This is a genomic window from Cytobacillus kochii, from assembly GCF_044790165.1.
Lineage (GTDB): Bacteria > Bacillota > Bacilli > Bacillales > Cytobacillaceae > Cytobacillus > Cytobacillus kochii.
The window spans coordinates 1590049-1604968 of record NZ_CP085254.1; the positions used below are offsets into that span (position 1 = coordinate 1590049).

Here is a 14920-nt window from a genome sequence, read left to right on the forward strand (position 1 = left end):
GAAAGAGTGTCTACAGTCTTTTTTTGTATGCCCATTTTATCCGGAAGAAGAGATTTTTTCAATGACCATTCTTTTTCCACTATTTAAAGTAAATTCGAAACGGTCTGTCTCTTTTTCATAATAAAAGAAATGATGCTGTACGCTACAAATATGTTCTTGATTATCAAAGATCATAAAATTAACACCGCTTTTTCTTGTTTCATCACCGAAAAATGTTAACTGATTATAGCAGTAAATACAATCGAAAATGGAGAAATCAATGCTGTTTAAACTAGTGATGAATTGTACAAAGGCATCGTCATTTACTTCTTCTAATAATGATTCTAATGAGAAAACGAGATGCTTTTTAATTCTTATTTGATCTTGATCTTTTAAATGGAGCAGATCACTCCCGCAATGGATTTGGCCATTGAGTGATAATACACCTTTTCTCCACCGTTTCAGTCTAAATACCTCAATTTCTTGTTGGCGATATTCTTCTAATGAAGATGCTTCATCCGTTTCCTGGTCAAAAAATACCCACTGATTATTAATAAATTCAACATTCCCCTCCATATAGGCTCTTGATTGTTGTTCTATTAAATTGAGTCGTTGTTGTCTGTTCATCATAAACCTCCAGGTAAAAGTCTTTCACTCTATTTTTTGGCAATTTCCTATTGTTTTATAACCTTTATCTAGGACAATTAACCATTTATTTTAGCTCGCATAGAATAAATCCATGCATGATGTTCCGGGCAATTCCACTCGTTTGACATCATTAAATTATCCGCTTAAATATTGCTGCATCTATGATGCTCGTAGAAAGGGTGAAGAAGCCATGTGTGGAATCACGGGCTGGGTTGACTTCAATACAAATATGCAAAATGAACGTCCGACACTAGAAAAAATGACGAATACTTTATCTAAAAGGGGTCCTGATGATACGAATATTTTTTCTTCTGGGCCAGCCGGATTTGGTCATAAGCGATTAGTCGTTGTTGATCCCGTTGGCGGGAAGCAACCAATGACCATTGATAAGAATCAAAATCGCTATACAATTTGTTACAATGGCGAACTTTATAATACAGAAGATTTAAGAAAAGATCTCCTTATAAAAGGATATTCGTTTAAGGGTCATTCTGATACAGAGGTTCTACTAACTTCTTACATTGAATGGGGAAAAAATTGCCTTCAATATTTAAATGGGATATTCGCCTTTGCGATTTGGGATGAAAACGGTCAAGAACTTTTTATTGGTAGAGATCGATTAGGAGTTAAGCCGCTGTTTTATAGAGAGACAGTAAAGGGGTTACTGTTCGGTTCAGAAATAAAAGCGATCTTAGCACATCCAGAAGTAAAAACAGAAGTAGATAGAGAGGGATTAGCAGAGGTATTCGGCCTTGGACCATCAAGATCCCCTGGGTCAGGTGTTTTTCGCGGGGTGAAAGAGCTACGACCAGCTCATGCGTTAACACTATCACAACAAGGGTTAAAGATTTGGCGATATTGGAATGTGGAAAGCAAAAAACATGAAGACTCTTTAGATGAGACAGCTGAAAAAGTACGTCATCTTGTTACAGATGCAGTAACAAGACAACTCGTATCGGATGTTCCTTTATGTACGCTCTTATCTGGTGGATTGGATTCAAGTGCGATTACAGCCATTGCAGCCACAGCATATCAAAAAGAGGGAAAGCCACCATTAAAAACCTATAGCATTGATTACGAAGGCAATGATCAATTCTTTAAGGCAAACGATTTCCAACCAAATGCTGATGGTTTTTATATTAAGAAAATGTCAGACACTTTCCATACCGTTCACCAGAATTGCATTATTTCACAGGAGGAGCTTGCCGCTCATTTAGTTGAAGCAGTTCATGTAAGAGATTTACCAGGTATGGCAGATATCGATTCTTCTCTACTTTGGTTCTGTCGTGAAATTAAAAAAGAGCATGTGGTTAGTTTGTCGGGGGAATGTGCGGATGAGATTTTTGGAGGCTATCCATGGTTTCATCGATCGGATGATCTCAGTCGAACTGGATACCCTTGGATGCGATCAATCGATGAAAGACAGCGCCTTTTGAAAGAAGATTGGAGAAAGAAATTAAACTTAAAAGATTACAGTATGGATAAATTTAATCAAGCGATTGCTGAAACCCCCCTTTTAGAAGGTGAAACATCGGAAGAAGCAAGAAGACGGCAATTATTCTATATAAACATGCTCAGCTTTATGACAACGTTATTAGATCGTAAAGATAGAATGAGTATGGGAGCTAGTTTAGAAGTTCGTGTTCCTTTCGCAGATCATCGCCTAGTAGAATATGTATGGAATATCCCATGGGATATGAAAATGCATGGTAATCGAGAAAAAGGAATTTTAAGGAAGGCGTTGGAAGGGGTATTGCCAAACGAGGTATTATATCGTAAAAAAAGCCCTTATCCGAAAACACATAACCCTGCTTATATTAGCATCGTGACAAAAATGTTGAATGACGTGTTAGAAGATTCATCCTCCGTTCTTTTTGAATTATTCGATGAAAAGAATTTACGAGAAATCGTGGCAACTGAAGGCTCTGCTTTTCAAGTTCCATGGTTTGGGCAATTAATGACTGGACCGCAGCTTCTCGCTCACTTAGCACAAATCCATTATTGGTTTAAAGATTATAATATTAATATTGTTGATTAAAAAAAGAGGTGTTCCCTTTTTAATTATTATGGGAGCACCTCTTTTTTTCTACGATAAAAATAGAGGTCTCACTCCAATTAATTAGTACGATATAAAAGAAATGTTACGATTTTAAATATTTTGTTCACTTCTGTTTGACGAAGTAACAACAAACCGCTAATCTATAATGGTTAACGTTTTTGTAAAATAGAGACAAACTATCATTAAGGAGGAGAAAGATGAAAAAGGTCATCACTCTCATCTTAATTCCGCTATTACTAGTGTCATTGGTGCCAAGTGTATTAGCAGAAGAAAAACGAAGCTTACAGGATGAACTTATTTATTATGTTATGATTGATCGTTTTAGCAATGTAGATAGTAAGAATGATTACCATGTGGATGTGAAGGACCTTGAAGCGTTTCATGGTGGTGATTTTGTTGGTATTATTGAAAGACTTGATCATATTGAAGATTTAGGTATGACGACGATTACCTTGAACCCGATATTTGCAAACGCCGATAAAGGTTATCATGGATATTGGGTGGAAGACTTCTATGAAACAGAAGAACATTTCGGAACGTTGGAAGAATTTAAACGACTAGTGGAAGAAGCACACAAAAGAGATATCAATGTTATAATTGATTTCCCACTAAATTATGTTGCAGCTACACACCCATGGGTAAACGACCCTACTAAAGCAGATTGGTTGAAGGAAATTGAGGAGATCTCAACACCAGATATGTTCACGAAAGATTGGTTAGCTGGGTTGCCACAAATCAATTATGAGAATGAAGAAGCAGCACAATATATCATCGAAGCGGCTAAATGGTGGATAACAGAAACAGGTGTAGATGGTTATCGTTTAGAAGGCATCCAGTTAACGGATAAAGATTTTCTTGAAAGCTTTGTAGACAGTGTAAAAGAAACCGATAACGAGTTTTTTGTTTTAGGTGAAGTATGGTCCACAGACCCACAAGAAATTGCTAAATATGAAATGACTGGAATAGATAGCTTAACAGACTATGCTTCAACATCTAATATAAGGGAAGCATTTGTAAAACCGGATGTGTCAATGACTGATACTATTGGTGACATCGAAAATAACATTGATACATATGAAGAGCCAAATATGGTTACAAGACTAATTGATAGTAAAGATATGATTCGCTTTACAAATCAGCCAGTCGCATTAAATGAACATCCAGGACCAAGGTGGAGAACAGCGTTAACGTATTTGTTTACAACCCCTGGGATTCCAATGTTATATTATGGTAGTGAAATTGCGTTAATAGGGAATGAAACACCTGATAACCGCAGACAAATGGATTTTCGTACGGATCCTGAGTTAATTGAGTTCATCGGACAGCTAACAAAAGCAAGAGAAAAATTACCTTCTATTGCAAAAGGAGATTTCACTCTTTTACATGAAAGTGAAGGTTTTACGGTTTTTAAGAGACAATTTAAAGAAGAAACATCAATAGTAGCCATCAATAATACAAGTGGTACGAAAGATTTAGTATTAACTGGAGAAGAGATAGAGAATGATAAAGAGTTACGAGGATTATTAGCTGGTGGGTTAGTAAGAAGCAATGATCAAAATGAATATCATCTCGTCCTAGACCGAGAAGAAGCTGAAATTTATGTTCTTACCGAAAAGCAAGGGTTTAACTTTGTTTATGGAGCAACATTGTTATCAGTGTTACTTGCCTTCTTTGCCTTTTTATTCTTGGCTCGAAGAAGAGGTAGAAATCGGACAGGAGAATAGAGAACAAAAGATGCCGAAACACTCTCGGCATCTTTTTTTGATAGTAAATGTAATTTGATTGGTTAGGTGCATTTCAAGGTTATATTACACTAGATATAGTGGGGCAGAGAGAAAAAGATATGTAGCATTCTTTTTTGGTCTTGTCCCCTCTTACTTTCCCTATCCATTTACAATTTTCCCGCCGTTAATATGCAACATTTGTCCGCTCATATAACTTGAATCATCGCTTGCTAAGAAGACATAAGCCGGAGCGAGTTCAAAGGGCTGTCCCGCTCTTTTCATTGGAACATTTTTACCAAATGATGCAACTTCCTCAGCAGAGAAAGTGGATGGAATCAATGGTGTCCAAATTGGACCAGGAGCCACCCCATTCACTCTAATCTCTTTGGAAGCTAACTGCAATGAAAGTGACCTAGTAAAAGAGACAATGGCCCCTTTAGTTGAGGAATAGTCGACTAATAGTTCATTACCTGCATAAGCGGTGACAGAAGCGGTATTAATAATCGTGCTGCCAGCTCCTAGATGTGGTAGGGTGGCTTTTGTTAAATGAAACATAGCATAAATATTTGTTTGGAAAGTTTTTTCAAGTTGTTGACCACTTATGTCCTCGATGTTTTTTTGTGGATGCTGTTCACCAGCGTTATTAACAAGAATATCTATTTTCCCAAATTGATTTAACGCTTGCTTTACAACTTCCTGACAAAAAGTTTCTGATGAAAGGTCTCCGCTAATTAAAAGACATGTCTTCCCAGCTTGTTCGACTAATGTTTTGGTTTCTTTTGCATCTTCATGCTCATTTAAATAAGGAACAATGACGTCTGCCCCTTCCTTAGCAAAGTATATAGCTGTAGATTTACCTATACCGCTATCACCGCCAGTAATAATAGCTACTTTACCTTCTAGTTTTCCAGCAGGTTTATAATCTTCATTCACATAAATTGGCTTAGGAATCATTTCCTCTTCCGTTCCTGGTTGATGATTTTGATGTTGTGCCATAAAGCTTTTGGGCAATTGTTTTTTATCCATCCTAATCCCTCCTTGCTGTTGTTTTCCCTTTTTATTATGTTGAAAACCTTACATTGTTATGAGGACAAACTTAAGTACAAAAAAGAGGCAGTGGAATCACTGCCTCTTAGCTAGTATGTAATTATCGATAATTAGAAAATTGAACATCGATTGTTAAATCAGCATCTCTTACTAGTGAGATGATTTGTTGAAGATCATCTCTATTTTTCCCTGTGACGCGGATTTGATCATCTTGCATTTGACTCTTAACTTTAACACCGCTATTTTTAATTAATGTATTGATTTTCTTCGCGTTATCTTTGTCAATCCCTTGAACTAAGCTTGCTCTTTGTCTAACTGTGCCACTTGAAGCAGGCTCAATTTTGCCATAATCTAAATTCTTAATCGGGATCCCTCGTTTAATCATCTTACTAATTAGCACATCTTTCAGTTGCTCTAGTTTGTATTCGTCATCAGAAATAAGAACAAGCTCTTCTTTTTCTAAAGTAACCTTGCTTTTGCTTCCTTTAAAATCATAGCGTGTCTGTATTTCTTTCATTGCAATTTGAATTGCGTTAGTGACTTCAGCAAAATCTACTTTTGATACGATATCAAATGAACTTTCTTTAGCCATAAAATAATTGTCCTCCTCATGAAAAGAGTTTCACTTTATGTTCTTATTATAGTAGAATATAGCAATGCGAACAACTTTAGGAGGATATAAATGGCTTTAATAGATGAGATCGGCAAGATTACAGAGTTATTAGTTTCCAGAGAAGCGGCTTTTGGTTATTTCTTAACAGATGGAGAAGAGGACGTTCTGCTTCATAAGAATGAGGTGAAAGAAGAAATTACAGAAGGACAAAAAATTTCTGTCTTTATTTATGTAGATTCTGAAGGTAGAAAAACAGCAACAATGACATTACCTGAGATTACTGTTGGAGTATATGGCTGGGCGAAAGTAGTAGATGTTAATCCTGAGCTCGGGGTATTTATTGATATTGGTATTAGTAAAGATATGTTACTGGGAAAAGAGGATTTACCTGTTCACGAACGAGTATGGCCGACTGTTGATGATACGGTATACGTTACATTAAGGGTTAATCGAAACGGTAGAATATATGTCAAGCTTGCTACAGATCAAGTGATAGCTAGTATTTCACATAAGGCTGGAAGGGAAGAACTTAATAAAGATATTCACGGATTTATTTACCGTACAGCCAAAGTTGGAAGCTGGATTTACACAGCAGATGGCCTAAAAGGCTTCATCCATGAAACGGAAAGACGTCAAGAGCCAAGACTTGGGGAAAAAGTGAACGGTAGAATCATTGATGTCAAAGAAGATGGTTCGATTAATGTCTCTCTCAATCCAAGAAAACAAGAAGCATTACTTGATGATAGTGAAATCATTCTTCATTACTTGCAATCACGTAATGGAGCTATGCCATACAGTGACAAAAGCGCACCAGAGGATATAAAGGATAGATTTCAACTAAGTAAAGCTTCTTTTAAACGTGCACTTGGTCGATTGATGAAGGACGGTAAGGTGTATCAAAAAGAAGGTTGGACTTATATAAAAGAGAATGAGTCAAAATAAATCAAAGCGGGAAGGTGTGAGAGCCATCCCGCTTTTTTTGTATGGGTTTCATCATACTCTTATGAAAGTCGAGCAAGACTTAAGTTGTATTAGTTGATAGTAAAGGTGGAACTAAGATTTGGTCTTGGTAGAAGTCGTTGCTAAAAAAGAGCGAGAAAGAAATATAAGCAATGTAAAAGAGAGAAACAAAGAATTGCGTAAATAGAAAAATCGAGAACTAATAGTTTGAGGGAAGAAAGAATGAGTAGGGCAAATAAAGAAATCGCGACTAAAAATTGAAGGAAGAAAGAAATGAGTAGGGCAAATGAAGAAATCGCGACTAATATTTGAAGGAAAAAAGAAATGGGTAGGGCAAATGTAGAAACCGCGACTAATAAGTGGAGAACTAAAGAAATGAGTAGTACAAATGTAGAAACCGCGACTAATAAGTTGAGAATTAAAGAAATGAGTAGGGTAAATGTAGAAATCACGACTAATAGTTGAAGGAAAAAAGAAATGAGTAGGGCAAATGTAGAAATCGCGACTAATAGTTGAGGGAAAAAAGAAATGAGTAGGGCAAATGTAGAAATCGCGGCTAATAATTGAAGGAAAAAAGAAATGGGTAGGGCAAATAGAGAAACCGCGACTAAAAGTTGAAGGAAGAAAGAAATGAGTAGGGCAAATGTAGAAACCGCGACTAATAAGTGGAGAACTAAAGAAATGAGTAGGGCAAATGTAGAAACCGCGACTAATAAGTGGTGAACTAAAGAAATGAGTAGGGCAAATGTAGAAATCGCGACTAATAAGTTGAGAATTAAAGAAATGAGTAGGGTAAATGTAGAAATCGCGACTAAAAGTTGAGGGGAAAAATAAATGAGTAGGGCAAATGTAGAAACCGCGACTAATAAGTGGAGAATTAAAGAAATGAGTAGGGCAAATGAAGAAATCGCGACTAATAATTAAAGGAAGAAAGAAATGAGTAGGGCAAATGAAGAAATCACGACTAATAAGTAGAGAACTAAAGAAATGAGTAGGGCAAAAAGAGAAATCGCGACTAATAGTTGAAGAAACGAAGAAATGAGTAGCGTAAATAGGAAAACCGCGACTAAAAAAGAGGGAAAAGAAAATATAACCAATGTTAAAAGGAAAGTTGTTGATAAAGTTGCAGATTCCATAGTTAAAAAGACATCAACCACTGTACACACGAAAATAGCTTATCCTAACAATATGGTTAAGGATAAATACAAAAAATAAGCTTTGAAAAATGTCCATTGATCCCCATTTCAAGACAAAATTTTGTGAACTGTATAAGTCCTAAAATACTTGAGGTATCTTAGGACTTCACTTTTGTCATTTTTAAATTTTTGTTCAATCAAAGATGGTCTGTTTTCTTTGAAAAGCTTTTTCGACCTTCTTGCTTATTTTTTGTTTCTTCCATGTTTTTTTCATGGTTGAATGCGTTGTTATCTTTTGCTTTTTTGTCATTATCAGTTGTATGAGACATAAAATAAACTCCCTTCCATTCTTCATCTGTACACACTTAGTGTTTGAAAGAATGGAAGGAAGTATGTATAAGTGCATTAACCTTTAAGTTTATTTAAAAAGAAAATTGCAATTGTGCCGGCACCAGCATGGGATCCGACTGCTGAACCAATTGGAGAAATATAAAATTGTTCAACACCAAATTCTTTTTGAATCATCTCTTTCACTTCTAGGGCAGTGGCTTCATCATCACCATGACTAATAGCCACCATTTGTCTATCCAAGGCAACGCCTCTTTCCCTCATGATATCAATGATTCGTTTAAAGAGCTTTTTACGACCGCGATGCTTTTCAATTGGTACAAGTTTTCCATCTTCAACATTTAACAGTGGTTTAATATTGAGTAGCCCACCTACAAAGGCAGATGCTTTAGAAACTCTACCGCCCTTTGCTAAATATTCTAAGTCATTAACTGTAAATAAATGTTCCATATGTTCGCAATTGAATGTTGCATTGCTAACAATTTCATCTTTGGCAAGTTGCTCTTTTGCATCTTTTACAGCATTCAGTACAACTAATCCATGACCTAAGGAAGCACATTTACTATCTATGATGGTTAAGTTAAAGTCTGGGTAGGTTTCTTTTACTTGATCTAACACCATAACGGCAGTGGAATATGTTCCAGAAAGTGCGGAAGAAAAGGCTATATAGATACCATCTTCCTTGTTTTTAGCCATATTCGTAAAGATCTCTTCAAATAAAAGGGGAGAAGCTTGGGAGGTCTTAGGTACCTTACCTTCGCGAATGGCTTCATAAATATTCTTGGAATCGATCGTCAACAGGTCATCGTATTCCTCTCCATTTAAATGAACCTTCAATGGAATAAGTGTGACATCGTTTTCTTCAAAAAAACTTAACGGTAAGTCACATGCACTGTCAGCGAGAATTTTAACTGACATTATTTCACCTGCTTTCAACTTAGATGATACTAGTTTATAGAAACTTAGGAAAAAACACAATGGAATGCATTGAAAAACCTAAACTTGGGTAAAGAAAAGATAGAGAGATGATTAAGGAGGTCAATATGAATTGGATTGAAACAAGAAAAATCATCATTATTGTTGTGGGGGCAATATTAAATGCGATAGCGATGAACTTTTTCCTCATACCCGCAAATGTATATGCGAGCGGCTTTACTGGGGTAGCCCAACTTCTTTCAAGTATATTAAATGGTGCGGTTTCTACTGGCATACTTTTATTTATTTTAAATGTACCAATAGCCATCTTTGCTTGGAAGCGTGTGGGTAAACTTTTTACCTTATATAGCTTTTTAAGTGTTGTGATCACAACTGTTTCTATGGAGATTATCCCTGTCATCAGTGTATCAAAAGATATTTTGTTAAATGCTGTGTTTGGGGGAGTCATTGCAGCCGTCGGTGTCGGTATCACATTGAAATGGGGTGCTTCAACAGGCGGTATGGATATTATCGCTATGTATCTCTCGAAGGCTAAGGATCGACCAGTAGGTACATACTTTTTTTCACTAAACGCTGTTATTATTATTACAGCTGGCTTCCTTTTCGGATGGGAAAAAGCACTTTATACATTAGTGACATTATATGCATCCACACGGGTTATTGATGCGATTCATACAAGGCATGAAAAGCTTACAGCGATGATTATTACTAATAAGCAAGATGAAATGAAAAAGGCCATTCATAATAAATTGGTTAGAGGAATTACAATGATTCCTGCAAGAGGAGCATTTTCCAATGAACATCGGGAAATGCTAATGATTGTAGTATCAAGATATGAATTATTTGACTTACAAAGGACCATTCAAGAAGTAGATCCTAACGCATTCACTAATATTGTAAATACTGCCGATGTCTATGGTGTTTTTAGAAGAGATTAATGAAAGGGGGCAGTTATGCTACATTTACTGCTTAGTGCCATACTTGCGACGAATTTTCTTCCACAGCAGTCTGAAATGGAAGCAAACAACCATATGGATATTCAATTTGAGGTTCAAGCGGTTTCGGAAGAAAAATTGGTCCTTACTTTTACCGTTCATAATCAAACAAATGAATTAGTCGAATTGCAATTTAACTCTTCCCAAAAGTATGATTATGAGGTGTTGGATGAACATGGAAAAGTAATATATAGGTATTCGGATGGAAAAGCCTTTTTACAAATGATTCAAACAGAGAACCTTTCTCCGGGAGAAAAAAAGGAGTGGAAGTCTACTTGGGATTATCAAACCGCAAATGAAGGTACCTTAAACCCAGGCAGTTATAAGGTTCAGGCGAAATTTTTAGGACAGGTAATTAGGCCAGAGGGAATGGAAATAAACCACACTTCACAAACCACTTTTATGTATGGTAAAGCACAGCCCTTTAACAATATGACAGTTGAGGGCAAAGATGGTATCTATCATATTAAGGGGCATTATAAGGGGCAGTTGCCGGTTATTTATTCTGTAGAAGATGGCCATTTTTTACTTATAAAAGAACAGCCTGTTCAAGTGAATAAAAATGGTGATTTTAATATTGCTGTGAAAGTGAATGAAGAAGATTTACCAAAGAACGGTTCTCTGATCGCTTACCTTTCTGAAAAGGGAAGTAAAGGAACTCCGATTATACTGCAAAGTTTTTAAGATTGAAAAAGAGCTAACTCGAGAAAAGTTAGCTCTTTTTCCTGCGAAATTTTATATTCCACCGAGGGAAGAGTCATTTACATTCTTTAACTTTTCAGCTTCTGCCTCCGAGTATGTTGAATGGTAGGGTATACGTGCATCATGCTGAGTGACACTATCGGCACCTTGCTTAATAAAGCGCTTCGATTTATTACGTTTGCCCATTATTATCTCCCCTTAATGAAGAATATTGAAGTAGCTAATTGCTACGACATCCTTTATTTTGTACCATTTTTACTTTTTTTAAAAAGGGTAGATTTTGGATTAGTGTGTTTTTAAATTTAAATAATCATTTAAGAAGATACCAATCCCATCTTCTTCATTTGTTAAGGTCACTTCATTAGCCGCTGTTTTAACAGCGTCAATACCATTACCCATAGCCACACCAATACCAGCAAAATCAAGCATTTCTAAATCATTATCTTCATCACCGAAAGCAATCACTCGCTCTTTAGGAATATTTAAATAATCACAAGCTTGTTGAATGCCAATTGCCTTGTTTAAACCAGCCTTAACGATTTCGATAATATGGAAAGGTTCACCCCAGCTACGTTGATGAATAACTTCAGCATGCACATCATTCAAATGGCGCTGAATTTGTGTTATTTGCTCTTGGTCTGTATGAATGAGCATACTTGTTGGTGAAGCAGGCAGGAAGTTTCTTAAATCTCCTGTAGTGACTTTAGGGTTACCGAGATTAAACATATTCATCAGTTTTTCATCATGATAATGGTAATATACATCATCAAGCACTTCCGCAATAATATTATTGAACTTAAAATCTTGACTAGCATCAATAATGTCTCTTGTTACTTTCATATCAAGAGGCGTATGGCGTATTCCCCATTTTGGATTTGTTGGATGATGAATAAAGGCACCGTTGAAATTAACGATAGGTGTGGTCATTTGCATTTCCTTATAATACATTTCACTTGAACGATAAGGTCTTCCTGTAGCAATCATCACCTCATGTCCGGCTTCACGGGCTTTAAATAGGACTTCTTTTGTTTTTTGTGAGATGGTTTTATTATCCTTTAATAAAGTTCCATCTAAATCAAGAACGATTAAATGTTTTTGTGTCATAATATCTCCTTCAGTTTTTTATAGGAAAAAATCATTCATATAATAAGCATTAAAGTATGGTAAGGCGCTAATAAATGTTAAACTTGAAAGGCAGTTAATATTTTCAAGTAGTATTTATTATCTAAGTTTACACTATATTACCAATGTATACGGTCATTTGTAAAAGAAATAACCTCTTTTATAAGATGTTTACATTTTCTTATAGTTTTTAACATAGGAGGAGACATAGTGGTTATTATTGATCATCAGGAATTAAAAGGTATTCCCGCTTTGCATATCGTGAAAGATGAGTTTAAATCCCAATCGCTGCCTCTCATTTTCTTCATTCATGGTTTTACTAGTGCGAAAGAGCATAACCTACATTATGCCTACCTGCTTGCTGAAAAAGGATTTCGTGTTATATTACCAGAAGTGAATGAACATGGTGAAAGAGGTCATGGATTGCCAGAGCCTGAATTGCAATTGAAATTTTGGGATATGATTATTCAAACAATTAAAGAATTACCGGAAATAAAAGAAGAGTTAGTAGCTAAAGGGTTAGTTGATGAGAATCGTATTGGTGTGGCAGGGACTTCAATGGGTGGAATTATTACACTTGGTGCCTTAACACAATATAAATGGTTGAAGGTGGCAGTCAGTTTAATGGGCATGCCATATTATGAGAAGTTTGCTGGGATGCAAATTGAAACAATGCGGAAAAAAGTAAAGGATTTCCCATTATCAGACACTCAAGTTGAGGCTGTTCTAGATGAAATTACAAAGTATGATTTAAGTAAACAAGAGGAAGTTTTATCAGGACGTCCATTGCTATTTTGGCACGGAAAAAAAGATACGACTGTTCCATTTGCGCCAACTTATGACTTTTTTCAAACGATACAACCTTTATATAAGGACCATCCAGACAGGTTGAACTTCATTGTTGATGAAAATGCAGGACATAAGGTAAGCAGAGAAGGTTTATTAGCAACAGTTGAATGGTTTCAACGATATTTATAAGAAAAAGTGATAGTTAAACAGCTATTCCTTTTTCATTGATGACTTTTTTGTTATGATAGCTATAATATATGAAATGAGGAGTTGTGTTCGATGGACAAAGATTTAAAAGAAAGCATTATGGGCGCACTTGAACTTGTTGTTGACCCTGAATTAGGAGTAGATATCGTTAATTTAGGACTCGTCTATGATGTTACTATGGATGATGAAGGAAATACGGAAGTTGAAATGACTTTAACTTCCATGGGTTGTCCTTTAGCTGGAACAATTGTTGATCAAGTGAAAACAGCGCTTGCTGATATCCCTGAAGTAAAAAGCACGGAAGTCAATATTGTATGGAGTCCGCCATGGACAAAAGATAAAATGTCTAGATATGCAAAGATTGCATTAGGCGTACGTGATTAATTAAGGTGTAAGAAAAAACAGCAAAGCATTGCTTGCTGTTTTTTTGTATGAATGAATATTGAAATAAAATAGCGCTCCTTGCCTTAGGTGCAGGGATAAAGCTTAAAGTAGAGATTTAGTACTCTAATTGGCATATGCCAATAGAGGATTTCATGTTATATTGGAATAAAATCATTTTACATTTTATTTATAGAAAAAGTTATCGACGTGATCGATAAGACGGAGTTGATTTACATGAAACAAACTCATATTAAGGATTCACTCAATCGGCCATTACGAGATTTACGTATATCAGTAATTGACCGTTGCAATTTTAGATGCCAATATTGTATGCCAGCAGAAATTTTCGGACCAGATTTTGTTTTTCTACCTAAGAATGAATTGTTATCTTACGAAGAAATTGAAAGATTAGCACGGATTTTTGTTGGTTTAGGTGTAGAAAAAATTAGGTTAACCGGTGGAGAACCCTTACTACGGAGAGAATTGCCTTTATTAGTGGAGAAACTATCTCAAATTGAAGGCTTAGAGGATATCGGGTTAACAACTAATGGCGTATTATTACCTAAATTTGCTACTCAATTAAAAGCCGCTGGGTTAAAACGGGTAAATATTAGCTTAGATAGTCTAAAAGATGAATTGTTCGGTGAAATTAATGGACGCAATGTCGGGACAGGTCCGGTGATAAAGGGAATACACGCAGCAAAAGAAGCGGGACTCGGTGTCAAAATTAATATGGTTGTAAAAAAAGGCTTAAACGATGAAGAAGTCCTACCAATGGCGAAGTTTTGTAAAGAACATTCACTACAGTTAAGATACATTGAGTATATGGATGTTGGTGATACAAACGGTTGGAAAATGGATGATGTGGTGACAAAGAAAGAAATTTTCCAGCAATTAAATGAACATTATGATCTTGAGCCAGTTGATCCTGACTACTTTGGCGAAGTTGCTAAAAGGTATCGCTACACTGGTACTGATATAGATGTAGGATTCATTACCTCAGTATCTGAATCTTTTTGTTCTAGTTGTACCCGCTCAAGATTATCTGCTAATGGGCAGTTATATACATGTTTATTTAATGGTGAAGGACATGATATTAAATCATTTATTCGTTCAAATGTCTCTGATGATGATATTGTCGGATATGTTACTGACATATGGAACCATCGGAATGATCGTTACTCTGATGTCAGAACAGACGAAACGAGAAAAAATCGTAAAAAACTTGAAATGTCTTATATTGGCGGATAAAGATTATTAGGGGATGGAAA

16 protein-coding genes are annotated in these 14920 nt (G+C 35.9%); 9 read left to right on the forward strand and 7 right to left on the reverse strand.

All coding sequences use genetic code 11. The features are described from left to right. Nucleotides 1–36: 36 nt before the first annotated feature. Nucleotides 37–606, reverse strand: a complete 570-nt coding sequence (locus tag LG276_RS08445; protein ID WP_095369844.1) for a DUF2777 domain-containing protein — start codon at nucleotides 604–606, stop codon at nucleotides 37–39. 211 nt (nucleotides 607–817) lie between these two features. Between LG276_RS08445 and asnB the strand changes: the two genes are divergently transcribed. Beyond that, nucleotides 818–2665, forward strand: a complete 1848-nt coding sequence (gene asnB, locus LG276_RS08450) for an asparagine synthase (glutamine-hydrolyzing) (protein ID WP_224937711.1) — start codon at nucleotides 818–820, stop codon at nucleotides 2663–2665. A gap of 218 nt (nucleotides 2666–2883) precedes the next feature. Next, the gene (locus LG276_RS08455) at nucleotides 2884–4410 is read left to right on the forward strand and encodes an alpha-amylase family glycosyl hydrolase (RefSeq protein ID WP_404294050.1); all 1527 of its coding nucleotides are present in this window, start codon (nucleotides 2884–2886) and stop codon (nucleotides 4408–4410) included. Nucleotides 4411–4569: 159 nt separating this feature from the next. On the opposite strand, the gene LG276_RS08460 is transcribed toward LG276_RS08455, so the two are convergent. After that, nucleotides 4570–5436, reverse strand: coding sequence for an SDR family oxidoreductase (locus LG276_RS08460; RefSeq protein ID WP_289433327.1), 867 nt, complete (start codon nucleotides 5434–5436; stop codon nucleotides 4570–4572). 121 nt (nucleotides 5437–5557) lie between these two features. Continuing rightward, the gene (locus LG276_RS08465; RefSeq protein ID WP_224937714.1) at nucleotides 5558–6049 is read right to left on the reverse strand and encodes a YajQ family cyclic di-GMP-binding protein; all 492 of its coding nucleotides are present in this window, start codon (nucleotides 6047–6049) and stop codon (nucleotides 5558–5560) included. Nucleotides 6050–6139: 90 nt separating this feature from the next. On the opposite strand from LG276_RS08465, the gene LG276_RS08470 reads away from it, so the two are divergent. Further along, nucleotides 6140–7012: a S1 RNA-binding domain-containing protein gene (locus LG276_RS08470; protein ID WP_289433328.1), complete on the forward strand. Its 873-nt coding sequence runs from the start codon at nucleotides 6140–6142 to the stop codon at nucleotides 7010–7012. Nucleotides 7013–7354: 342 nt separating this feature from the next. Next, complete coding sequence (locus tag LG276_RS08475; protein WP_404294052.1) at nucleotides 7355–7495, forward strand: hypothetical protein; 141 nt, start codon at nucleotides 7355–7357, stop codon at nucleotides 7493–7495. A gap of 868 nt (nucleotides 7496–8363) precedes the next feature. Here the strand turns inward: LG276_RS08475 and LG276_RS08480 are convergent. Together LG276_RS08480 and LG276_RS08485 are read right to left on the reverse strand one after the other, a co-directional pair. Next, entirely contained in the window at nucleotides 8364–8495 is a 132-nt protein-coding gene (locus LG276_RS08480; protein WP_095369838.1) for a DUF3941 domain-containing protein, read from the reverse strand. 76 nt (nucleotides 8496–8571) lie between these two features. Then, nucleotides 8572–9432, reverse strand: coding sequence for a DegV family protein (locus LG276_RS08485; protein WP_251161325.1), 861 nt, complete (start codon nucleotides 9430–9432; stop codon nucleotides 8572–8574). Nucleotides 9433–9557: 125 nt separating this feature from the next. Between LG276_RS08485 and LG276_RS08490 the strand changes: the two genes are divergently transcribed. Continuing rightward, nucleotides 9558–10388, forward strand: coding sequence for a YitT family protein (locus LG276_RS08490; RefSeq protein ID WP_224937719.1), 831 nt, complete (start codon nucleotides 9558–9560; stop codon nucleotides 10386–10388). A 15-nt stretch (nucleotides 10389–10403) separates the two neighbouring features. Then, on the forward strand, nucleotides 10404–11129 hold the full coding sequence (locus tag LG276_RS08495) for a BsuPI-related putative proteinase inhibitor (protein WP_289433332.1): 726 nt from the start codon (nucleotides 10404–10406) through the stop codon (nucleotides 11127–11129). Nucleotides 11130–11180: 51 nt separating this feature from the next. Here the strand turns inward: LG276_RS08495 and LG276_RS08500 are convergent, their stop codons facing one another. Both LG276_RS08500 and LG276_RS08505 read right to left on the reverse strand, forming a co-directional pair. Next, nucleotides 11181–11333 carry a hypothetical protein gene (locus LG276_RS08500; RefSeq protein ID WP_191814850.1) on the reverse strand — a complete coding sequence of 51 codons (153 nt, stop codon included), beginning with the start codon at nucleotides 11331–11333 and terminating at the stop codon, nucleotides 11181–11183. A 99-nt stretch (nucleotides 11334–11432) separates the two neighbouring features. Beyond that, entirely contained in the window at nucleotides 11433–12251 is an 819-nt protein-coding gene (locus LG276_RS08505) for a Cof-type HAD-IIB family hydrolase (RefSeq protein WP_095369834.1), read from the reverse strand. 228 nt (nucleotides 12252–12479) lie between these two features. Between LG276_RS08505 and yjfP the strand changes: the two genes are divergently transcribed. The 3 genes from yjfP to moaA all read left to right on the forward strand — a co-directional run bounded on the left by yjfP (nucleotide 12480) and on the right by moaA (nucleotide 14900). Then, nucleotides 12480–13247, forward strand: coding sequence for an esterase (gene yjfP / locus LG276_RS08510; RefSeq protein ID WP_251161328.1), 768 nt, complete (start codon nucleotides 12480–12482; stop codon nucleotides 13245–13247). 90 nt (nucleotides 13248–13337) lie between these two features. After that, a complete protein-coding gene (locus tag LG276_RS08515) occupies nucleotides 13338–13649 on the forward strand; it encodes a metal-sulfur cluster assembly factor (protein ID WP_095369832.1) in 312 nt (103 codons plus the stop codon). 234 nt (nucleotides 13650–13883) lie between these two features. Next, nucleotides 13884–14900, forward strand: coding sequence for a GTP 3',8-cyclase MoaA (gene moaA, locus LG276_RS08520; protein WP_251161329.1), 1017 nt, complete (start codon nucleotides 13884–13886; stop codon nucleotides 14898–14900). The last annotated feature ends 20 nt before the right edge of the window (nucleotides 14901–14920 follow it).